Source organism: Kordia algicida OT-1 (assembly GCF_000154725.1).
In the GTDB taxonomy this organism is placed as follows: Bacteria; Bacteroidota; Bacteroidia; order Flavobacteriales; family Flavobacteriaceae; genus Kordia; species Kordia algicida.
This window is the reverse complement of sequence record NZ_DS544873.1, coordinates 386595-409697: the sequence shown is the minus strand read 5'-3', so window position 1 is coordinate 409697 and position 23103 is coordinate 386595. Positions and strand designations below refer to the sequence as shown.

Genomic DNA, 23103 nt, shown 5'->3' with positions numbered 1-23103 from the left:
AAATTAATGTATCATGATGGTTCAATGCACTTCACAGAAGAAGACATTGCTTTTATTGAACGTAGATATGAAAAGGTTCACTTTAAAAAAGGAGAAACTATTTTACATCTTGGCGAGAAAGTAGATCACCAGTATTTTGTATTTGATGGTTGCTTGCGAACGTATTTAACCTCAAAATCAGGAAAAGAACATACCATTCAGTTTGCAATAAAGAATTGGTGGATTAGCGATTATATTGCATATTTTTCTGAGACAGATGCCGTGTTGACCATTGAATGTATAAAAGATGCTACTTTGTATAAGATTTCAAGAGAATCATTGGAAGAAATTTTCGATAAAATCCCAAAAACTGAACGTTTTACTCGTAAAAAGATAGAACGTTCTTTTGTGAGTTTACAAAAACGAATTCTCGCCAATTTATCACAAAATGCAAAAGAACGTTATGTAAAGTTTACTCGAGATTATCCAAATATTGAACAGTTTGTAAAAAACTATCATATTGCTTCTTATTTAGGAATTACCAACGAAAGCCTGAGTCGTATTCGAAAAGAAATCAGAAATAAATAATTCTTAACATACATCATTTTTTTTCTGTGTCAAACGCTTTATTTTTGTATTTCTAAAATTCCCCTTATGAAGTATATAATGACTGTACTTGCTATAATCGTTTTAATTACGGCATGTACAATGAATACTACTAATGAAAAACAAGAACCTCAAAAATCACAAAAACGTATGAAAAAAGTACTATTTGTACTCACAAGCCATGATGAATTAGGAAATACCGGAGAAAAAACAGGCTTTTGGATTGAAGAATTTGCAGCGCCTTTTTACACTTTAAAAGATAAAGGAATTGCCATCACGCTCGCTTCACCAAAAGGCGGACAACCTCCAATTGATCCAAAAAGTGAAGGTGAAGATGCGCAAACTCCAGCTACAAAACGCTTTAATGATGATAAAGAAACACAGAAACTTTTAGCAAACACGCTAAAATTGGCAACTGTGAATGAAGCTGATTATGATGCTATTTTTTACCCTGGCGGACACGGACCTTTATGGGATTTATCAGAAGATCCAAATTCTATCAAATTAATTGAAGCCTTTTACAACAACAACAAACCTGTTGCTTCAGTTTGTCATGCGCCAGCAGTATTGAAAAACACAAAAAATTTAGATGGAACACCTTTAGTAAAAGGGAAAAATGTAACGGGTTTTTCTAATTCGGAAGAAGAAGCGGTTGGATTAACAGCTATTGTGCCGTTTTTGGTGGAAGATATGTTGAAGAAAAATCAAGGAATCTATTCTAAAGTTGACGATTGGAATTCTCATGCTGTAAAAGATGGATTGTTGATTACTGGACAAAATCCTGCTTCCTCAGAAAAAGTGGCAGAATTATTATTGGAAGAACTGCAATAAAAAATTAAAAAATATCTTGTATTAAAAAAGGGAACTTATGTAGTGTAAGTTCCCTTTTGTTTTTGTCCTTTTAGTATTTAGGAGTCTTTCTTTGATTCTCTCCATTCGTCGAAACGCTCTTTTAACGCTCCAGTAACCCAATAAGGTACTATAAACGTTAATAAGAGAATCATTAACCAAAATCCAATGGTTAAGATTGTTAGGAAAGCTAAAAAGCCTAAATATTGATCAAATTCAAACATATTTTCCGGAATTTATCGAATTCGTAGCAAAGATATTGTAATAAATTTAATATTCATATAGAAACCTTTAGAATTATTAACAATTTTATTTCTGTTTATAAACTGTCAACGCTGTATCCAAATTCATATTATTATTCACATCCTTATTACTTTTTACTCCAATAGTTTTTCCCATATTTTTTACTAGATCATCTGTTGACATATTTTCAATAACAGATCGAATCGTTTTTGTGGCATCTTTTACATTATAAGCGTCTCTAAATGTATAAGAAGCACCTTTTGCATATTGGAACTCGCCATCTTTTACAGTATTTGTTGGCGAAGCATAATAGGTTTTAAAGTCTAACAAATCGAAAGTAGCCGAATCGTACGTGAACATCTTGAATCCTGGATTGTTATTATGATTTACGGCAATGCCTGGCGTTGTAATACTATAGGTCACAAATTCTGGCTTTTGTTTTGGTGTAGAATTGTAAACTCTACGTAATCCGTCTAAATGTGTATGTCCGTTGAGCATTCCGACAATATTTGATTTATGATCTGCTAACAATTGAATGAATCCGTCTTGAAGCTCGTATGTAACCGTTTTACCTTTTGAATCTTTCGTTGCAAACGTCAAAGCATCATTCCACATTTTACTGTAATTACCACTTCCATCATCATAACCATCTATTCCTGGCGGAATATGCATCATAATCAATACACGATCGTTTGCAGCAAGTCCTTTTAACTTTCCTTCAAGCCAAGCCATTTGTGTTTGTGTCGCATTTTGCTGGGAAACTTTATCGTCGTCAACATATCGATGATATTTTCCTTTAGCACAAAAAATTACAGTATTTAGTGCAATTACTTTTAATGTATTTGCACCGTCAACTAAATCTACTGAATAATAGCCAAACGCTTTTTGTGTATCGTCTAAATTTGTTACTTTAATTGTTGAAGAACCACTATTTATAACTGGCCACGGATTCGTTTTGTCTTCATCTTTGGTAAGTACAGTTTCTTCTGCATTGTTACTAAAAGAATGGTAATCACCTTCCAAAGAATCGTTATTTCCTGGTAAATATAAAATTGGAAAATCGACTTCTAAATTTCGTAAATTTTCAAGCATCAAATGTGTATTATCTATTCTTTCAGTGTCATCATAACCAGGCAAATCTCCTAAATACACCATAAATTTTGGACTTTCTTTACAGGCTGTCAATTCAATTTTAGCTTTCGTACGCAACCAAAGTTTTTCACTCGTAACGCTTACTGTATTACTTCCAAAAGTTGTTTCTGTTAAATCTCCATCAACATGCACATCAGATAAAGCTATGAATTTATTAGTTGTGGAGTTTATTGTTGCTTCTGTATCTACTTTTGGGCATTCTGGACATTCAGGACATTTTGAAGTATCGTGCTTACACCCAAAAAACAATACTAAAATTAATACTACACATAAAAAATTAGTTTTTTCCTTCATAAGATTTTATTGATGATTAGTTGATTTTCAATATACTAAAAAGACTTTCATAAAAACTAAGGGTTTTCCCCTGATTTATATCTAAGAGATTCTATACTTAAAATCGCACTGTCACTAAGTAATTTTAATGATTGAAAATTCATTAAGAAATATCTTCTATAAAAATCTCCAATATAAACCGTGTTTTCATCTTTTTTAATTCTATTTCACACAAAAAATCGTAATTTTGCACAGCTAATAAAGGAATCCACATGGAATATAGAATAGAAAAAGATACAATGGGCGAAGTGAAAGTTCCCGCAGATAAAATTTGGGGAGCTCAAACAGAACGTTCAAGAAATAACTTTAAAATTGGTGCGCCAGCAAGTATGCCACTAGAAGTCGTATATGGTTTTGCATATTTGAAAAAAGCCGCAGCTTTTACAAACTGTGAACTTGGCGTCTTACCGATTGAAAAAAGAGACTTAATTGCAACCGTTTGTGACGAAATCTTAGAAGGAAAACATGACGATCAATTTCCACTTGTAATCTGGCAAACAGGTTCTGGAACACAATCAAACATGAATGTAAATGAAGTGATTGCTAACAGAGCACACCAATTGGCAGGAAAAAAGATTGGTGAAGGCGAAAAAACAATTCAGCCAAACGATGACGTGAACAAATCACAATCGTCAAACGATACTTTTCCAACAGGAATGCACATTGCAGCCTACAAAAAAATTGTAGAAAACACCATTCCTGGAGTTCAACAATTACGTGATACACTAAAGAAAAAATCAGAAGACTTTAAAGATGTGGTCAAAATTGGTAGAACGCACTTAATGGACGCGACACCATTAACTTTAGGACAAGAATTCTCTGGATATGTTTCTCAATTAAATCACGGACTGAAAGCCTTAGAAAATACACTTCCGCATTTAAGCGAATTGGCTTTAGGTGGAACGGCTGTTGGAACAGGATTAAACACGCCAAAAGGATACGCCAAACGTGTTTCTGAATTCATTGCACGTTTTACAGAATTACCTTTTATCACTGCTGAAAATAAATTTGAAGCATTAGCTGCACACGATGCAATGGTGGAAACGCACGGCGCTTTAAAACAATTGGCAGTTTCTATCAATAAAATAGCAAATGACATTCGATTAATGGCTTCTGGACCACGTTCAGGAATTGGAGAATTAATCATTCCCGCAAACGAGCCAGGAAGTTCTATCATGCCAGGAAAAGTAAATCCAACGCAATGTGAAGCCATTACCATGGTATGCGCACAAGTTATGGGGAATGATGTTGCTGTAACTGTTGGCGGAACGCAAGGACACTACGAACTCAATGTATTCAAACCAATGATGATTGCCAACGTATTACAATCGGCGCAATTAATTGGTGATGCCTGTGTAAGTTTTGAAGAAAATTGTGTAGCTGGTATTGAACCAAATCACGGACGAATTACCGAATTGGTAAACAACTCTTTGATGTTAGTAACTGCTTTAAACACAAAAATCGGATATTACAAAGCGGCTGAAATAGCAAATACAGCACACCAAAACGGAACAACGTTACGTGAAGAAGCCATCAACTTAGGCTACGTAACTGCCGAAGAATATGACGAATGGGTAAAACCTGAAGATATGGTAGGTTCGTTAAAATAAAACAAAATTACATACTGTTAAAAACTGTCTAAAGGCTTTTTAAGACGTCATTCTGAACTCATCTATAAATTGTAGTTTGTGATGAGAAATCGAATCATACTGAATAAGTTCAGCATAAAAATTCGGTTTGACGAAATTTAGCTTCTAGACAGTTTTTTGTTTTTATGCTAAAATATTTTATATCTTTTCCTTAATGTAAACCAAAACGACAAATCTCATGAACGATGCTTTAAAAACAATGATTGGCAATATGCCTGAAAAAACTGGAAAATCACTTGAAGAATGGCTAGTAATTCTGAAAAAAGAAACATTTGCCAAACACTCAGAAGCAGTTAATTTTCTAAAAAAAGAACATGGTGTTACGCATGGTTTTGCCAATACGATTGTGCATTTATCCAAAGAAGACAAAACTGAAACCGTAGATTTAGTCACAGCTCAATACGAAAAAAAGCAAGATTTAAAACCGATATATGAAGCACTAAAATCATACATAAAAACGCTTGGAAACGATGTCGAATTTGCACCAAAAAAAGCCTATGTAAGTGTTCGTAGAAAAAAGCAATTTGCCATCATTCAACCTTCTACAAAAACTCGTTTGGACTTAGGCTTAAACTTAAAAGGCAAAGAAGCTACCGATGTTCTAGAAAATTCAGGAAGTTTCAATGCGATGTGTTCACACAGAATCCGACTGACTTCCACAGAAGACATCTCTGAAGACATAAAAAACTGGATAAAAGAAGCCTACGAAGCAGCTGGGTGATTATAATGCAGCAATTTTTAATATATCAATGTACTAATTTAAAAAATTCAAAAACTCCCCAACTAACCGATCAAAATACCAAGAGCGTAGCAATACCAACAGGTAAAGCAGCAAATATTTACATTAAGCATAGTAAAAAATGTTCCTGTCCAATAAAACCGAAATGTTAACACTCAGCAAAACCGAAATACCAAGAGCGAAGCGATACCAATATACTAACATACTAACATACTAACATACTAACATACTAACAAGCAAAGTCAAAATGTGAATAACTCCAAAATTATCATCGAAAATAATACACTAAAATCTAAGTAAAAAAATGTAAATTTGCCTTTTTCAAAACAACAACACACAAAAACTACATAATGATTCATTTCTTTGGAAACGCACACAGCAAAGTATTTGCTGTACAAACAGCAAAAGAATTATCAACAGAAAACGTTGCAAAGCTCAACTGGCTTTTTGGCAACACATCCAAAATCGAACAAGCATCCTTAGATGCTTTTTTTGTTGGTCCTAGAGCCGCAATGATTACACCTTGGAGTACAAATGCCGTAGAAATTACCCAAAATATGGGCATAAAAGGCATTATCAGAATAGAAGAATTTAACGCTGTGGCGGAAAACTTCACAGATTTTGATCCAATGATTTCTCAGAAATTCAATGGTTTACATCAAGATACTTTTACAATTAACATTGAACCTGAAGCAATTCTAGATATTGAGGATATTGCTGCATACAACGAACAAGAAGGTTTGGCGCTCAGCGACGAAGAAATTGAATACTTAAATAAACTATCAGAAAAACTAGGCAGAAAACTCACAGATTCGGAAGTATTCGGATTCTCGCAAGTCAACTCAGAACACTGCCGACACAAAATTTTCAACGGAACATTTGTAATTGATGGCGAAGAAAAACCAACCTCACTTTTCAAACTCATCAAAGAAACTTCTAAACAAAATCCTAACGATATTGTTTCTGCTTACAAAGACAATGTTGCCTTTATAAAAGGTCCAAAAGTGGAACAATTTGCGCCAAAAACGGCTGATAAACCAGACTTTTACCAAACACAAGAATTTGAATCTGTCATATCGCTCAAGGCGGAAACACACAATTTCCCAACAACTGTTGAACCTTTTAACGGAGCTGCTACAGGTTCTGGTGGAGAAATTCGTGACAGACTTGCGGGCGGACAAGGTTCGTTGCCATTAGCAGGAACGGCAGTATACATGACATCGTATTCTCGCTTGGAAGAAGGCAGATTTTGGGAAGAAAAATTCAAAGCAAGAAATTGGCTGTATCAAACGCCAATGGACATTTTAATAAAAGCTTCAAACGGAGCTTCCGACTTTGGAAACAAATTTGGACAACCATTAATTTGTGGTTCTGTACTTACTTTTGAACACGAAGAAAATTCGGCATCAAGCGCAGCAAAAGCAAGAAGACTAGGATATGACAAAGTCATCATGCAAGCTGGTGGAATTGGGTATGGAAAAGCATCACAAGCCATAAAAGATGTACCAAAAACTGGCGATAAAGTCGTGATTCTTGGTGGAGAAAACTACCGAATCGGAATGGGTGGCGCAGCTGTTTCATCCGCAGATACAGGAGCGTTCTCTACTGGAATCGAACTCAATGCGGTACAACGTTCCAATCCTGAAATGCAAAAACGCGCGGCAAATGCTATTCGTGGTATGGTAGAAAGTGATGAAAACCACATTGTTTCCATTCACGATCATGGCGCTGGTGGACATTTAAATTGTTTATCAGAATTGGTAGAAGAAACTGGCGGAAAAATTGATTTAGATACTTTGCCTGTGGGCGATCCGACACTTTCCGCAAAAGAAATTATTGGTAATGAATCGCAAGAACGTATGGGATTGGTCATTGCCGATGAACATATTGAAACACTTCAAAAAATCGCCGAACGTGAACGCTCACCAATGTATACGGTTGGAGAAGTTACAGGAGACGATCGTTTTACATTTGAATCGGCTACGAAAGGCGACAAACCTATGGATTTAGCGCTGAGCGACATGTTTGGAAGTTCGCCAAAAACCATTATGACGGACGTAACTGTAGAACGTAATTATAAAAATTCGCGATACAAAACGAAAAACATACACATCTACCTCGATCAAGTATTACAGTTAGAAGCTGTGGCTTGTAAAGATTGGTTGACAAACAAAGTTGACCGTTGTGTTGGTGGAAAAGTTGCCAAACAACAATGTGTTGGCGCATTACAACTTCCATTGAACAACGTAGGCGTCATGGCACTCGATTACAACGGAAAAGAAGGAATTGCAACCTCAATAGGACATTCGCCAATTTCTGGATTGATAAATCCTGTAGCGGGAAGTCGCAATTCAATTACAGAAGCCTTAACAAACATCATTTGGGCACCATTAAAAGATGGTTTGCAAAGTGTTTCGTTGTCTGCAAACTGGATGTGGCCGTGTAAAAATGAAGGCGAAGATGCGCGTTTGTACGAGGCGGTTCAGGCGATTTCAGAATTTTCTATCAATTTAGGAATCAATGTTCCAACTGGAAAAGATTCCTTGTCTATGAAACAAAAATATCCTGATGGAGACGTAATTTCCCCAGGAACCGTAGTCATTTCTGCGGCAGCGAACTGCAACGAAATCAACAAAGTAGTAGAGCCAGTTTTACAGCAAAATGGCGGAAACATTTACTATATAAACATCTCGCAAGACGAATTTAAATTGGGCGGAAGTTCGTTCAATCAAACGCTAAACGCAATTGGGAATAAAGCGCCAAACGTTACAAATGCAGCATACGTAAAAACCGTTTTTAACACGATTCAAAATTTAATTAAAGACGATAAAATTGTAGCTGGGCACGATGTCGCTTCGGGCGGATTGATTACAACATTATTAGAAATGTGTTTTGCGGATGTAAACTTAGGTGCAAATCTAGATATTACAGCTTTAGGCGAAGAAGACACGATTAAAGTAGTATTTGCAGAAAATGCAGGAATTGTTTTTCAAGCGGATGCTTCTGTTGAAGAAACACTGAAAGAAAATAATATTGAGTTTTTCAACATCGGAAACGTCACTGATAAATCGGAAGTTATTATTAAAAACTACGAAGATTCGTTTACATTTGATATTGCAAAAACAAGAGATATTTGGTACAAAACCTCGTTCCTACTCGATCAAAAACAAACAGCAAACGGTTTGGCGAAAGATCGTTATGACAATTATAAAAAGCAACCATTAACCTACACATTTCCTAAACATTTTTCTGGGAAGTTAAGTGACTCCGTTCGAAGTGACAAAAATGCTGATGATGGTCGAGCGAAGTCGAGACCAAAAGCAGCCATTATTCGTGAAAAAGGTTCAAATTCTGAACGCGAAATGGCAAATGCGATGTATTTAGCTGGTTTTGATGTAAAAGATGTGCACATGACCGATTTAATTTCTGGTCGTGAAACCTTAGAAGACATTCAATTTATTGGCGCTGTCGGCGGATTTTCGAATTCAGACGTATTAGGTTCGGCAAAAGGTTGGGCTGGTGCATTTTTATACAATGAAAAAGCAAATACGGCGTTGAAAAACTTTTTTAAGCGAGAAGATACCTTATCTGTCGGAATCTGTAATGGTTGTCAATTATTTATGGAATTGGAAGTCATCAACCCAGAACATGAAGTACATGGAAAAATGACCTACAACGATTCTCAAAAACACGAAAGCGCCTTTACTTCGGTAAAAATTCAGGAGAACAATTCTGTGATGCTTTCTACCTTAGCGGGAACGACGTTAGGTGTATGGATTTCGCATGGAGAAGGAAAATTTAAGCTTCCGCAAGAAGAATCACACTATAATATTGTAGCGAAATATGGTTACGAGAGTTACCCATCAAACCCAAATGGTTCAGATTTCAATACTGCCATGATGTGTGATGCTACAGGAAGACATTTGGTAACCATGCCACATATTGAACGATCTACTTTTCAGTGGAATTGGGCAAACTATCCAGCAGGACGAAAAGATGAAGTTTCGCCTTGGTTGGAAGCGTTTGTCAATGCTCGATTGTGGATAGAAGCTAAAAATAAATAATTAATTCTCAACAAATAACATTCATAAAGGCTCACCATAAAGTGAGTCTTTTTTTATAGAATATCATAATACAAATCACAAATAATTATAAATTTCACAGAAAAACACATGCTTTTTTAACATTCCTTTTGAAAATGGTGTACAATTTTCATATTTTGCAGGTTCATAAAAAAACCAAATCAGAGAATGACTAATGTAACGCGATTATTTGATTTTCCTTACTACCAGTTAGAAAACTATCCTTTAGCGAAATCTTTAACTTCCAATAAAAATGGACAATGGATTTCCACAAGTACGCAAGAATATATAGATCAGGCAAATGCCATCAGTAGAGGTTTACTCCGTTTGGGCGTTCAACCCAATGATAAAATTGCGGTAATTTCTACGACGAATAGAACGGAATGGAATATAATGGACATCGGTATTTTACAAACAGGTGCGCAAAATGTCCCAATCTATCCTACAATTGCTAAAGAGGATTATGAATACATTCTAAATCACTCAGAATCTATTTATTGTTTTGTTTCTGACATAGAAATTATTGAAAAGCTAAATCAAATCAAAGGAAACACCAAACTAAAAGGTGTATATACTTTTGATGAAATTACAGGTGAAGCCAATTGGACAGAAGTTTTAAAACTTGGAGAAGATACGAGCAATGATGATGAATTACAAGCACGAAAAGATGCTGTAACTCCTCAAGATTTAGCAACCTTAATATATACATCTGGAACTACAGGAAAACCAAAAGGTGTCATGCTTGCACATAGCAACTTAGTTTCTAACGTATTAGACAGTCAAAAACGCGTTCCACTTCATAACGGAAAAGCAAAGGCGTTGAGTTTCTTGCCGGTTTGTCACGTATTTGAGCGTATGATTTTATATTTATATCAGTACTGTGGAATTGAAATTGTTTTTGCTGAATCGATTGAAAAAATCAGTGACAACTTAAAAGAAGTGAAACCACACGTGATGACGGCTGTTCCGCGTTTGTATGAAAAAGTATACGATAAAATTTATGCAAAAGGTGCCGATTTAACAGGAATCAAAAAGAAACTATTCTTTTGGGCAATTGAACTCGGGTTAAAATATGAACCATACGGACAAAACGGTTGGTGGTACGAATTCCAACTTAAAATTGCACGTAAACTCATCTTTAGCAAATGGCAAGAAGGTTTGGGCGGAAACTTAGAACTCATGGTTTCTGGTAGTGCGCCATTACAAGCACGTTTAACACGCGTATTTGCAGCAGCAGGAATTCCAATCATGGAAGGTTACGGTTTAACGGAAACTTCACCTGTAGTATCTGTAAACGATCAACGTGGCGGCGGATTCCGCATTGGAACTGTTGGACGCATTATTGACAATGTTGAAGTAAAAATTGCAGATGATGGCGAAATCCTTGTAAAAGGACCTAACGTAATGCAAGGATATTACAAAGATCCTGAAAAAACAGCAAGCGTGATGTCTAACGGATATTTTCACACTGGAGACATTGGTGAAGTTTGTGAAGAAGGTTTCTTAAAAATTACCGATCGTAAAAAAGACATGTTCAAAACGTCTGGTGGAAAATATGTTATTCCAGCGTTATTAGAAAATCGTTTCAAACAATCTCGTTTCATAGAACAAATTATGGTCATTGGAGAAGGTGAAAAAATGCCAGCAGCGTTAATTCAACCAAACTTCGAATTCATTAAAGACTGGATTGAAAAGAAAGGAAAAAATATAGGCACTTCTGAAAAAGAAATCTGTGCTTCCGAAGAAATCATTGCACGAATTCAAAAGGAAGTTGACGAAGCTAACAGCAACTTTGGAAAGTGGGAACAAATCAAACGCTTTGAACTCATTCCAAAAGTATGGTCAATTGATGGTGGCGAACTCACACCAACCATGAAAATGAAGCGAAAAGTTATCAAAGAAATTTACAAAGACTACTGCGATAAAATATACGATAGAGCATAAAAACTTAAAACCGTTCAAAAAATTGAACGGTTTTTTTTATCTTGTAGTAAGATAGCAAATAATATAAAATTCACGATATAATCATTATATGATGTCATTCCTCTATTCTATCTCCTAAATTTTTGACAAATTCCTAAAATTATCTTTTATTTTACTATGCATGCATAGTATTTTTTCTTATATTTGGAGTCCAAACAACTATATGAAAGAAAAAACGATAGATCATGTTATGAGAGCCACATGGCAAGCCATTTCCAAAATGTATAATGAGGAAGCAGGAAAATATGGCAGCACCATGGCAACTGGTTTTACACTACTTAGCATCGATCAAGAAGACGGCACACCTTCCACTACACTCGGTCCAAAAATGGGCATGGAAGCTACGAGTCTTTCCCGTACGTTAAAAGGTATGGAAGAAAAAGGACTCATCTACAGAAAAAAGAATCCAAAAGACGGACGCAGCGTATTAATCTGTTTAACAGAATTTGGTAGAGAAATGCGAGACGTTTCAAAAACGACCGTATTGCGCTTCAACGATGCCATTCGCGCAAACATAGACGAAGAAAAGTTGAAAAATTTCTATGAAGTCTCAGAAGTCATTCTGGAACTCATTAGCAATAAGAAAATATATAACTCCGAAATAGAAGTTAGTGCTGAAAATAAATAATAACCGAAGATCATATTAAAACCTACTTACAATCAATAAAGTAGATTTTGCTTAACAATTTAAAAATTGAAAAAAAGATGAAACGACCAATTAACAAAATAGCAGTCATCGGTTCTGGAATTATGGGTTCTGGAATTGCCTGTCATTTTGCCAATATCGGTGTGGAAGTGTTACTACTTGACATTGTACCTTTCGAACTTACCGAAAAAGAAAAAGCAAAAGGCTTAACTCTTGAAGACAAAATTGTACGTAACAGATTAGTAAATGACAATCTGAAAGCGTCTCTTAAATCAAAACCATCTCCTATCTATTCTCAAAAATTCGCAAACAGAATTTCTACAGGAAATTTATCAGATGATATCCACAAAATAAAAGATGTCGACTGGATTATTGAAGTTGTAGTAGAACGATTAGACATCAAGCAAAAAGTATTTGAACAAGTTGAAAAACACAGAAAACCAGGAACGCTCATCACGTCAAACACATCTGGGATTCCAATTCAATTTATGAACGAAGGTCGTAGCGAAGATTTTCAACAACATTTCGCAGTAACGCACTTCTTCAATCCTCCACGTTACTTACGTTTATTTGAAGTTGTTCCAGGTCCAAACTGTAAACAAGAAGTGACTGACTTCTTAATGATGTATGGAGAAAAATTCCTTGGAAAAACTTCCGTTTTAGCAAAAGATACACCGGCATTTATTGGAAACAGAATTGGAATCTTCGGAATTCAAAGTCTATTCCATCAAGTAAAAGAACTCGGACTAACTATTGAAGAAGTTGACAAACTAACAGGACCCGTAATTGGTCGTCCAAAATCAGCAACATTCCGTACGGTTGATGTTGTTGGATTAGATACCCTAGTACACGTTGCCAACGGAATCTACAAAAACTGTCCAAACGACGAAGCGCACGACTTATTCAAACTACCAGATTTCATCGAAAAAATGATGGAAAACAAATGGTTAGGTAGTAAAACAGGACAAGGTTTCTACAAGAAAACAGTAAATGCTGAAGGAAAAAAAGAAATTCTTTCATTAGACCTTGACACACTAGAATATCGTGAAAAGAAAAGAGCAAAATTTGCAACTCTTGAACTTACAAAAACAATCGACAAACCAATTGATCGTTTCAAAGTATTAGTTGGTGGAAAAGATAAAGCGGGCGAATTCTACCGTAAAAACTTTGCAGCAATGTTTGCATACGTTCAAAACAGAATTCCTGAAATCTCTGATGAACTCTACCGAATTGATGATGCCATGAAAGCAGGTTTCGGATGGGAAAATGGTCCTTTCGAAATTTGGGATGCTGTCGGTATTGAAAAAGGAGTTGAACTCATGAAAGCAGAAGGTTTAGAACCAGCTTCTTGGGTGACAGAAATGATTGCTGCTGGCGAAAAAAGTTTCTACACTGTAAAAGATGGTGCAACGTATTATTATGACATTCCAGCGAAAGCACAAACTAAAAAACCTGGTCAAGACGCATTCATTATTCTAGACAATATTCGCAAATCGAACGAGGTTTGGAAAAACAGTGAAGCTGTTATTGAAGACTTAGGCGACGGAATTATCAACTTAGAATTCCAATCGAAAATGAACACGATTGGTGGTGGCGTTTTAGCAGGAATCAACAAAGCGATTGATTTAGCTGAAAAAGACTTCCAAGGTTTAGTTATTGGAAATCAAGCCGCAAACTTCTCAGTTGGAGCCAACATCGGAATGATCTTTATGATGGCTGTTGAGCAAGAATATGATGAGCTGAACATGGCAATCAAAATGTTTCAAAACACCATGATGCGTGCGCGTTATTCCTCTATTCCAGTAATTGTTGCTCCTCATGGAATGACACTTGGTGGTGGATGCGAGCTTTCCATGCATGCTGATAAAGTAGTCGCTGCGGCGGAAACGTACATTGGTTTGGTTGAATTTGGTGTCGGAGTAATTCCTGGCGGTGGAGGTTCTAAAGAAATGGCATTACGTGCTGCTGATACCTTCCGCAAAGGAGATGTCGAATTGAACGTATTACAAGAATACTTCATGACCATCGGGATGGCAAAAGTAGCAACTTCTGCTTATGAAGCATTTGATATGGGCATTTTACAAAAAGGAAAAGACATTGTTGTAGTCAACAAAGATCGTCAAATAGCAACAGCAAAAGCACATGCAAAATTGATGGCAGAATCTGGATATACACAACCTGTTCGCAGAAAAGACGTAAAAGTTCTTGGAAAACAAGCCTTAGGAATGTTCTTAGTAGGAACAGATGCTATGGAAGCTAGTAACTACATTAGTGAACACGATCAGAAAATTGCCAACAAACTTGCCTACGTAATGGCTGGTGGAGACTTATCTGAACCTACATTAGTAAGCGAAGATTACTTACTAGACATCGAACGTGAAGCCTTCCTGAGTTTATGTACAGAACGTAAAACTTTAGAGCGTATTCAGCATATGTTGAAAACTGGGAAACCGTTAAGAAACTAAATTAGAATTGAGATGTTAGTAGTGAGAATTGAGACAAGTTCTAAGAAACTCTCAAAACTAAATACTAACATCTCAAAACTCAATACTAAATCAGATGCATAAAGTAGAAAATTTAAAAATATGGACGAAGTCAATAGCCTTGACAAAAGCCGTATATCTACTTATTGCAAGTTTACCAAAAGATGAAAAATTTGGGTTAACATCTCAAATAAAAAGAAGTGCTGTTTCAATACCTTCTAATATTGCTGAAGGAGCTGGAAGAAACTCAAACAAAGAGTTTAAGCATTTTTTAAGTATTGCAAACGGTTCTAATTATGAACTACACACGCAATTGTTATTATTAATAGAGTTAAATCTCATACACGAAGAAAAAGTACAACCAATAATTGAGCAGTGTATTGAAATACAGAAAATGAACTATGTTTTTCAGCAGAAGTTATAAATCTCAATACTAAAAACTCAATACTCAATACTATTCATTGAAAATGAAAACAGCATACATAGTAAAAGCATACAGAACAGCCGTTGGAAAAGCTCCAAAAGGTGTGTTCAGATTTAAAAGAACGGACGAATTGGCAGCCGAAACCATTCAACACATGATGAATGAATTGCCAAACTTTGACAAAAAACGTATTGACGATGTTATTGTTGGAAATGCAATGCCAGAAGGTTCGCAGGGATTAAACATGGCACGATTAATCTCTCTTATGGGATTAGATATTGTAGATGTTCCTGGAGTTACCGTAAACCGTTTCTGCTCGTCAGGATTAGAAACCATCGGAATGGCAGCTGCAAAAATTCAAGCAGGAATGGCAGATTGCATCATTGCTGGTGGTGCCGAAAGCATGAGTTCTGTTCCTATGACAGGATTCAAAACAGAATTAAACTACGACATCGTAAATGCAGGTCACGAAGATTACTATTGGGGAATGGGAAATACAGCAGAAGCTGTTGCCAACCAATTCAATGTATCTCGTGAAGATCAAGATGAATTTGCATACAATTCACACATGAAAGCGTTGTGTGCGCAGGCGGAAGATCGTTTCCAAGATCAAATTGTTCCTATCACTGTAGATCAAACCTATATTGATGAAAACGGAAAAAAAGCAACAAAAAGTTACACCGTAACTAAAGATGAAGGTCCACGTAAAGGAACCAGTATTGAAGTACTCAATAAATTGCGTGCTGTTTTCGCTCAAGGCGGAAGCGTTACTGCTGGAAACTCGTCACAAATGAGTGATGGTGCAGCATTCGTTTTAATCATGAGTGAAGAAATGGTCAAAGAATTAAACCTTGAACCAATTGCACGTTTAGTAAACTATGCGGCGGCTGGTGTAGAACCACGCATTATGGGAATTGGTCCTGTAGCGGCAATTCCAAAAGTATTAAAACAAGCAGGATTGCAACAAAATGATATTGAATTAATCGAATTAAACGAAGCCTTTGCGTCACAATCATTAGCAGTAATTCGTGAATTAGACTTAAATCAAGAAATCGTAAACGTAAATGGAGGTGCGATTGCTTTAGGACATCCATTAGGTTGTACCGGAGCAAAACTATCAGTGCAATTATTTGATGAAATGCGCAAACGTGACATGAAAGGGAAATACGGAATGGTGACCATGTGCGTAGGAACTGGACAAGGTGCGGCTGGTGTTTTTGAGTTTCTCGCGTAACGCGAAATGTTGGATGTTAAATTTTAAATGTTGAATTCGTTATGAAGAAAGATAATGTAATTGCTGATAAAAGCTTTGAATTCGCATTAAATATCATTCAATTGTATAAGAAATTACAAGCAGAAAACGAATTTGTCATTTCGAAACAAATATTAAGAAGCGGCACTAGTATTGGAGCAAATGTTCAAGAATCATCTGCTGCATTCTCAAAAAAAGATTTCGTTCATAAAATGTCAATCGCATCCAAAGAAGCAAGAGAAACCAAATATTGGTTACAATTATTACATAAATCAAATATAACAAACATAAGTGTTGACAGACAGTTGAAAGAAGTTGAACAGTTAATTAATATTCTCACGAAGATTGTTAAAACCACACAACAGAATTTAAAATAATTCAAAATTCAACATCCAACATTTAAAATATCAAACAAATGAGTACAGAAATAAAGAAAGACATCTTACGCGGCGGACAATTCCTCGTAAAAGAAACAAAATGTGAAGACGTATTTACTCCTGAAGACTTTACAGAGGAGCAAATCATGATGAAAGAATCGGTAAAAGAATTTATTGATCGTGAAGTATGGCCACACAAAGAAAGGTTTGAAAAGAAAGATTATGCATTAACGGAAGAAATCATGCGCAAAGCTGGAGAGCTTGGATTCTTAGGAATTGCAGTTCCTGAAGCGTATGATGGAATGGGAATGGGATTTGTTTCTACAATGCTTACTTGTGATTATATTTCTGGAGCTACAGGTTCAATTGCAACCGCTTTTGGAGCGCATACAGGAATTGGTACGATGCCAATCACACTATACGGAACCGAAGAACAAAAGAAAAAATATGTTCCTGCATTAGCTGCTGGAGAAAAATTTGGCGCGTATTGTTTAACGGAACCAGGCGCAGGATCAGATGCAAACTCTGGAAAAACAAAAGCAGTTTTATCTGAAGATGGAAAACACTACCTAATTTCAGGACAAAAAATGTGGATTTCTAACGCTGGTTTTGCGGAAATCTTTATCGTTTTTGCTCGTATTGAAGATGACAAAAACATTACAGGTTTTATTGTTGAATTCGACAAGGACAATCCAAACGGAATGACCTTAGGTGAAGAAGAACACAAACTCGGAATTCACTCATCTTCTACACGTCAAGTATTTTTTAACGAAACGAAAGTTCCTGTAGAAAACATGCTTTCTGAAAGAGGAAATGGTTTCAAAATTGCCATGAATGCTTTAAATGTTGGACGAATCAAGTTGGCAGCAGCGTGTTTAGATGCACAACGTCGTGTCATTACAGAAGCGACAAAATATGCAAACGAACGTATTCAATTCAAAACGCCAATTGCTAAATTTGGAGCTATCAAAGCAAAACTAGCGGAAATGGCAACTTCATGTTACGTTGGAGAATCTGCGTGTTACAGAGCGGCAAAAAATATTGAAGACCGAATTGCCATTCGCGAATCAGAAGGAAACACACACCAAGAAGCGGAATTAAAAGGTGTAGAAGAATACGCAATTGAGTGTTCTATCTTAAAAGTAAAAATATCAGAAGACATTCAGAATGTAACGGATGAAGGAATCCAGATTTTTGGAGGAATGGGATTCTCCGCAGATACGCCGATGGAATCTGCTTGGAGAGATGCACGTATTTCTCGTATCTACGAAGGAACAAACGAAATTAACAGAATGTTGGCTGTAGGAATGTTGGTCAAAAAAGCGATGAAAGGACACGTAAACCTACTAGAGCCTGCTATGAAAGTGGCAGACGAATTAATGGCTATTCCATCCTTTGACATTCCAGATTACTCTGAATTATTCGCTGAAGAAAAAGAATTATTAGGAAAACTCAAAAAAGTATTCCTAATGGTTGCTGGATCGGCAGTTCAGAAATTCGGACCAAAACTAGAAGAACACCAACAATTATTGATGGCTGCTGCAGATATCTTAATTGAAATCTACATGGTGGAATCATCAATCTTACGTACGGAAAAGAACGCAAAACGTTTTGGAGAAGAATCTCAGGAAGTTCAAATTGCGATGACAAAATTAAACCTATTCAACGCGGTAGAAAAAATTACTACCAAAGCAAAAGAAGGAATCGTTTCGTTTGCAGAAGGTGACGAGCAGCGCATGATGTTAATGGGATTAAAGCGTTTTACAAAATACGCAAACATGCCAAACGTAGTTGCTTTACGTAACAAAATTGCAGAAAAAATGACCGCAGAAAACGAATACTGTTTCTAGTATTTCTAAAAATATATAAAAGTAATTCTAAATACACTGATAGGTTTTAGAATTTAGTTGTTTGTTAAAAGCCATCTCACTCGGGATGGCTTTTTTGTATTCCTGCGAAGGCAGGAATCCTCTTATATATTATGGCATTTGACTTCTCACAATCTATACGAAACGTCATTACGAAGGAAGTATGACTGAAGTAATCTGTTTGTTGACATCAACTATTTTAGTAATGAATTACTGAATTATTTTTGATAGATTACGGAAAACCATATTGTATGTGTGTAATCTTTGTTTTACATTTATGGAAAATAGCGGAAAGTTGGTATAAAATTAATTTCTGTTATTTATTGAATTTAGTATGATAACGGGAATTCCGTATATACATACGTTAGCACCAATGTCATAATGCACTCAATAGAAAGAAAAGAAAAAAAAATTCGTGATTTAGTAAATCATCCTTGGAAACTTCAAAAGCTTCTTGAGAATAAGACTAAATGGAATCAACTCTGTGCTTCAATGGATGTTATAGGTGATACACAAATTGCAATAAACGATTTTTTCAAATTACCTGCTTTTTCATCAAATAATGGAGGGTACTTGTTTTTATATGGTTTATTACAATCTTTCTTTTTACAACAAGACGCTATTAATCATCTATCTCAAGCATTATTTAATAATCCCATAAATTGGAGAATCGATTATCCTGAATTATTTCAAATTAGAGAGTTAAGAAATGACACTATTGGACATCCAACAAAAAGGGGAAATGACGAATCTTTTCACTTCATTGCTAGATACTCTATTTCGAATGGTTATTTTAGATTAATGTCTCATTATTCGGACAAACAAAAAAATCTTTTTAGAGACATCATAATTAAAGAATTAAAAGAAAAACAAGAAAACAGTGTAATTGAAATATTAGACAATGTAATTAAGCTTATGGAAAAAGAATTCGAAGAACACAAAAATAACTTTTCAAAGGAAAAAATTAGTGAATTAGCGAATATTGGATATTCAATTAGTAAAGTTTACGAAGGAATTTATAATAATTATGAGTTAGTAGAAATGAACTTCACAATAATCAAAACTACAATTGAATCAATTAAAACTGAAATTAAAAAAAGATATGGAAAAATATCTGCACTTCAAGGAGTTCAAGATGTAATAAGAAGAATTGACTATATAATTGAAAGAGTTGAAAAATGGATTCTAGAAGATAAATTGTTTAACAATAATGATGCTGAAGTGTTTATGGACAGCTTTTCAGATAGATTTGATGAGTTAGAAGAAATGTTGAAAGAAATAGATAAAGAATTTGAATAATCACTGGTGCTAACAAAATATCAACCTTATTGCTGGCTAATTGCTCACTTACGAAAGTACCAAGCCAACGTAAATTCCAAAACTCATACCCACAAACAAACTAAGAATAGATTCCTGCCGTAGTTTATCTTTAACTTTGGTCGAAAGGCAGGAATGACAAAGAAGCAAGTTAAATACTCAATACACCCAAAAAACCGTACTTTTGCTAAAACTCACAGCAAAGCACAAAAATTGATTGAATTACCAAACATTCCAACAAACAAAATCGCGATAAAACTCAAACCATCCGCAGAAACCTTAGTTAAAAAAGGACATCCGTGGGTTTTTGAAAATAGCATTTCTAAACAAAATAAAGAAGGAAAATCGGGCGATTTAGCAATCATTTTTGACAATCGAAAGAATAAATTCCTCGCTTGCGGATTCTACGATCCAACTTCGCCAATCAGAATTAAAATTCTACAAGCAAACAAACCTGCAAATATCAATTCGGAATGGTTTAGCGACAAAGTTCGAGAAGCATACAATAAACGAATTCCGCTTTTAAAAACCGATACCAATAGTTACCGACTCATTTACGGTGAAAACGACAACTTACCTTCGCTCGTTGCTGATGTATACGACAATGTGTTAGTTGTAAAGTTATACGCTTCTTTCTGGTTTTATCATTTAAAAGATATTTTACCTGAAATCATCAACATCAGTAAAGCAGCAACGACCGTTTTACGACTCAGCAGAAATGTGCAAAAAGACACGAATGAATTTGGTTTTTATGACGGACAAATTTTAACTGGAGAGCTTCAAAGTGAAGTCATCATTTTCAAAGAACACAGCGTAAATTTTTCCGCAAACGTCATTCACGGACACAAAACAGGGTATTTCTTAGATCATCGTGAAAATCGAAGAAAAGTAGGCAAATTATCCAAAAACAAAACGGTTTTAGATGTATTCTCTTATGCTGGCGGATTTTCAGTGCATGCCCTAGTTGGTGGCGCAACAGAAGTCACAAGTTTAGACATCAGCGCGCCAGCGTTGGAAATTGCAAAAAGCAATGCAAAACTCAATGAATTTTCAGGGAAACATAATATTATTGTCGGTGATGCTTTTGAAGAATTAAACCATCTAGCGAAAGCCAAACAAAAATTTGACATCGTTGTAATTGATCCGCCATCGTTTGCAAAAAGTGCTACCGAAGTTGATCGCGCTTTGGCGAGTTATAAAAAACTGACACAACTAGGTTTGCAATTAGTGGAAAGAAAAGGAATTCTAGTGTTAGCGTCTTGTAGTTCGCGTGTAACTTCCGATGTCTTTTTTGATTTGGTCGAAGAAACACTTCATAAAAACAAGGCAAACTATACAATTCTGGAAAAAACCTTACACGATATCGATCATCCAATTGGTTTTAAAGAAGGCGCGTATTTGAAGTGTGTGTATGTTAAAATATTCTGAATTTTGTCTGTATAAATTTAATATCTTTAATACATGAAAAAATTACTTCTTACGTTACTATTTTGCTGTATCACCTTTACACTTTTTGCCCAAACTAAAATTTACAGAGGCGATTCTACCAATCTATCAGATTTACTATTTACGGTACAAGATGGAAAAGTATACAAGTCAAATATTTCTCGTTTTAGCGATCGTGTATTATTTACGATCAATGACAATACTATTATGGAAGGGAATTCTACCTCCGTTTTTGATGTAATTGCCACGGTACGAGAGGGAAAAGTATACAAAGAGCGTTCTTTCACAACATTTGATGTCATGTTCAATATCTATAAAGAAAAAATTTATGATGAAGACTCACAATTTATTTTTGATGTAAAAGCCACAATCAGAAATGGAAAAGTATACAAAGAACGTTCGATGATGCGAAGCGATATTCTATTAACGATTGAAGGCGAACTTACAGATATTGAGCTCGCAGCGGTTTGGTTAGCCTTTTAAAAATAAAATCAAACAAATGTATACGCCCAATAGATTAAAACTATTTGGAATGGCAACCGAATCAACGTAGGAAGCACAAAAACACCTTTGCGTTTTGCTTTTTGGTAATGGTAAAAATTTGCAGGAAATACAGCAATCAACAACGCTATAATTCCCATCGCAGCATACGAACGTGTCGTTTCAAACAATAACAAAACACCCAATGTAATTTCTATAATTCCCACAATAATATTAACAATTGTAGGTTTTGGAACCCATTTTGGCGTAATCTTTAAAAAGAATTTTGGCTTTACAAAATGAAAAATTCCTGCAATGATATAAATTGCCGACATGGCATATAAGGAAATAACTTGTACTATAGACATGCGTTAAAGATAATTGTTTTATTATTTCTAAAAAGACTCATTTAAAAAAGTTACGATACTTTTCTACATTTAACTTCCATTTCCCTCACGGAAACACTGTGTTCACTCAAAATAAAAAGCTAGAATTTGTTTTGTTATGTAAATGTAGTAGTTTAGAGATGATATTAACGATCTAAAACTGAATTACATGAAAAAAATTGGACTTCTATTGTTAGCTTTTACATTTATCATAGCATGCGGAACCAAAAAAGCGACTTCTTCTCAAGCGACAGCTTCTGCGAAAACATCTTCCATAAAAAAAGCTAAAAGTAAAAAGTACAAACAAAAAATGAGAAACGCTTATATGTTTGTTGTAGACGAAATTGCAACTGATGAAACGTATGGATATTCTCCTAAAAATGCCGTAGAAGTCGGTGGCGCTAGAGATGGAGAAGGTCCATCAAACGAACGCCGTTATCTCAATGCTCTTACAGGACCAAACGGAGAAGAAATCACGTATTATCGTGCAGGAAGTTGCTGTCCTGTTGAAAGTGAAAATGCAATGTTTGGCGATCACGTCGTACTCGACAATTATCGTGTTACTTGGGAAGGCTCCAAAGATACGGTTTCTATCTACATCAATATGTATGATTCTAGCAAACTCAAAGCTCCAAAAGGTTTTCAACTAAAATAAGCATACTTTACACCACACAATAACGCCAATAACTACAACATATTCAAAGCTAGTTATTGGCGTTTTTTAATTCTATACTTTATTCCTTCAAAAAAAAGTTTTCCGCATTTAACATTATAATTCCAAAACCCCTTTTTGTTAAATAATCACAGAC

18 protein-coding genes are annotated in these 23103 nt (G+C 35.4%); 16 read left to right on the top strand and 2 right to left on the bottom strand.

Features of this window, described 5'->3' with window-relative positions:
- The first annotated feature begins 24 nt into the window (after nt 1-24).
- Entirely contained in the window at nt 25-567 is a 543-nt protein-coding gene (locus KAOT1_RS01820) for a Crp/Fnr family transcriptional regulator (RefSeq protein ID WP_157559977.1), read from the top strand.
- A gap of 66 nt (nt 568-633) precedes the next feature.
- A complete protein-coding gene (locus tag KAOT1_RS01815; RefSeq protein ID WP_157559975.1) occupies nt 634-1416 on the top strand; it encodes a type 1 glutamine amidotransferase domain-containing protein in 783 nt (260 codons plus the stop codon).
- Nucleotides 1417-1743: 327 nt separating this feature from the next.
- Here the strand turns inward: KAOT1_RS01815 and KAOT1_RS01805 are convergent, their stop codons facing one another.
- Nucleotides 1744-3123: a metallophosphoesterase gene (locus tag KAOT1_RS01805; RefSeq protein ID WP_007092962.1), complete on the bottom strand. Its 1380-nt coding sequence runs from the start codon at nt 3121-3123 to the stop codon at nt 1744-1746.
- A 251-nt stretch (nt 3124-3374) separates the two neighbouring features.
- On the opposite strand from KAOT1_RS01805, the gene fumC reads away from it, so the two are divergent.
- From fumC to KAOT1_RS01740, 13 genes are all read left to right on the top strand, one after another.
- Nucleotides 3375-4772: a class II fumarate hydratase gene (gene fumC / locus KAOT1_RS01800; RefSeq protein ID WP_007092961.1), complete on the top strand. Its 1398-nt coding sequence runs from the start codon at nt 3375-3377 to the stop codon at nt 4770-4772.
- Between the two features lie 217 nt (nt 4773-4989).
- Nucleotides 4990-5532, top strand: a complete 543-nt coding sequence (locus KAOT1_RS01795; RefSeq protein WP_007092960.1) for a DUF4287 domain-containing protein — start codon at nt 4990-4992, stop codon at nt 5530-5532.
- Between the two features lie 368 nt (nt 5533-5900).
- Nucleotides 5901-9614, top strand: coding sequence for a phosphoribosylformylglycinamidine synthase (gene purL, locus KAOT1_RS01790; protein ID WP_007092959.1), 3714 nt, complete (start codon nt 5901-5903; stop codon nt 9612-9614).
- 186 nt (nt 9615-9800) lie between these two features.
- Nucleotides 9801-11576 (top strand): AMP-dependent synthetase/ligase, encoded by a 1776-nt coding sequence (locus tag KAOT1_RS01785; RefSeq protein WP_007092958.1) that lies wholly within the window; start codon nt 9801-9803, stop codon nt 11574-11576.
- 202 nt (nt 11577-11778) lie between these two features.
- Entirely contained in the window at nt 11779-12243 is a 465-nt protein-coding gene (locus tag KAOT1_RS01780) for a MarR family winged helix-turn-helix transcriptional regulator (protein WP_040559819.1), read from the top strand.
- 77 nt (nt 12244-12320) lie between these two features.
- Complete coding sequence (locus KAOT1_RS01775; protein ID WP_007092956.1) at nt 12321-14726, top strand: 3-hydroxyacyl-CoA dehydrogenase/enoyl-CoA hydratase family protein; 2406 nt, start codon at nt 12321-12323, stop codon at nt 14724-14726.
- Nucleotides 14727-14820: 94 nt separating this feature from the next.
- The gene (locus tag KAOT1_RS01770) at nt 14821-15168 is read left to right on the top strand and encodes a four helix bundle protein (RefSeq protein WP_007092955.1); all 348 of its coding nucleotides are present in this window, start codon (nt 14821-14823) and stop codon (nt 15166-15168) included.
- Nucleotides 15169-15211: 43 nt separating this feature from the next.
- A complete protein-coding gene (locus KAOT1_RS01765; protein ID WP_040559261.1) occupies nt 15212-16402 on the top strand; it encodes an acetyl-CoA C-acyltransferase in 1191 nt (396 codons plus the stop codon).
- Nucleotides 16403-16443: 41 nt separating this feature from the next.
- A complete protein-coding gene (locus KAOT1_RS01760; protein ID WP_007092953.1) occupies nt 16444-16797 on the top strand; it encodes a four helix bundle protein in 354 nt (117 codons plus the stop codon).
- A gap of 38 nt (nt 16798-16835) precedes the next feature.
- A complete protein-coding gene (locus tag KAOT1_RS01755) occupies nt 16836-18647 on the top strand; it encodes an acyl-CoA dehydrogenase family protein (protein WP_007092952.1) in 1812 nt (603 codons plus the stop codon).
- A 399-nt stretch (nt 18648-19046) separates the two neighbouring features.
- Nucleotides 19047-19964: a hypothetical protein gene (locus KAOT1_RS01750; RefSeq protein ID WP_007092951.1), complete on the top strand. Its 918-nt coding sequence runs from the start codon at nt 19047-19049 to the stop codon at nt 19962-19964.
- 231 nt (nt 19965-20195) lie between these two features.
- Nucleotides 20196-21410, top strand: coding sequence for a class I SAM-dependent rRNA methyltransferase (locus KAOT1_RS01745; protein ID WP_040559818.1), 1215 nt, complete (start codon nt 20196-20198; stop codon nt 21408-21410).
- A 33-nt stretch (nt 21411-21443) separates the two neighbouring features.
- Nucleotides 21444-21911: a hypothetical protein gene (locus tag KAOT1_RS01740; protein ID WP_007092949.1), complete on the top strand. Its 468-nt coding sequence runs from the start codon at nt 21444-21446 to the stop codon at nt 21909-21911.
- Between the two features lie 8 nt (nt 21912-21919).
- Here the strand turns inward: KAOT1_RS01740 and KAOT1_RS01735 are convergent, their stop codons facing one another.
- Nucleotides 21920-22276: a DoxX family protein gene (locus KAOT1_RS01735; RefSeq protein ID WP_007092948.1), complete on the bottom strand. Its 357-nt coding sequence runs from the start codon at nt 22274-22276 to the stop codon at nt 21920-21922.
- 187 nt (nt 22277-22463) lie between these two features.
- On the opposite strand from KAOT1_RS01735, the gene KAOT1_RS01730 reads away from it, so the two are divergent.
- Nucleotides 22464-22949 carry a hypothetical protein gene (locus KAOT1_RS01730; RefSeq protein ID WP_007092947.1) on the top strand — a complete coding sequence of 162 codons (486 nt, stop codon included), beginning with the start codon at nt 22464-22466 and terminating at the stop codon, nt 22947-22949.
- Nucleotides 22950-23103: the final 154 nt, after the last annotated feature.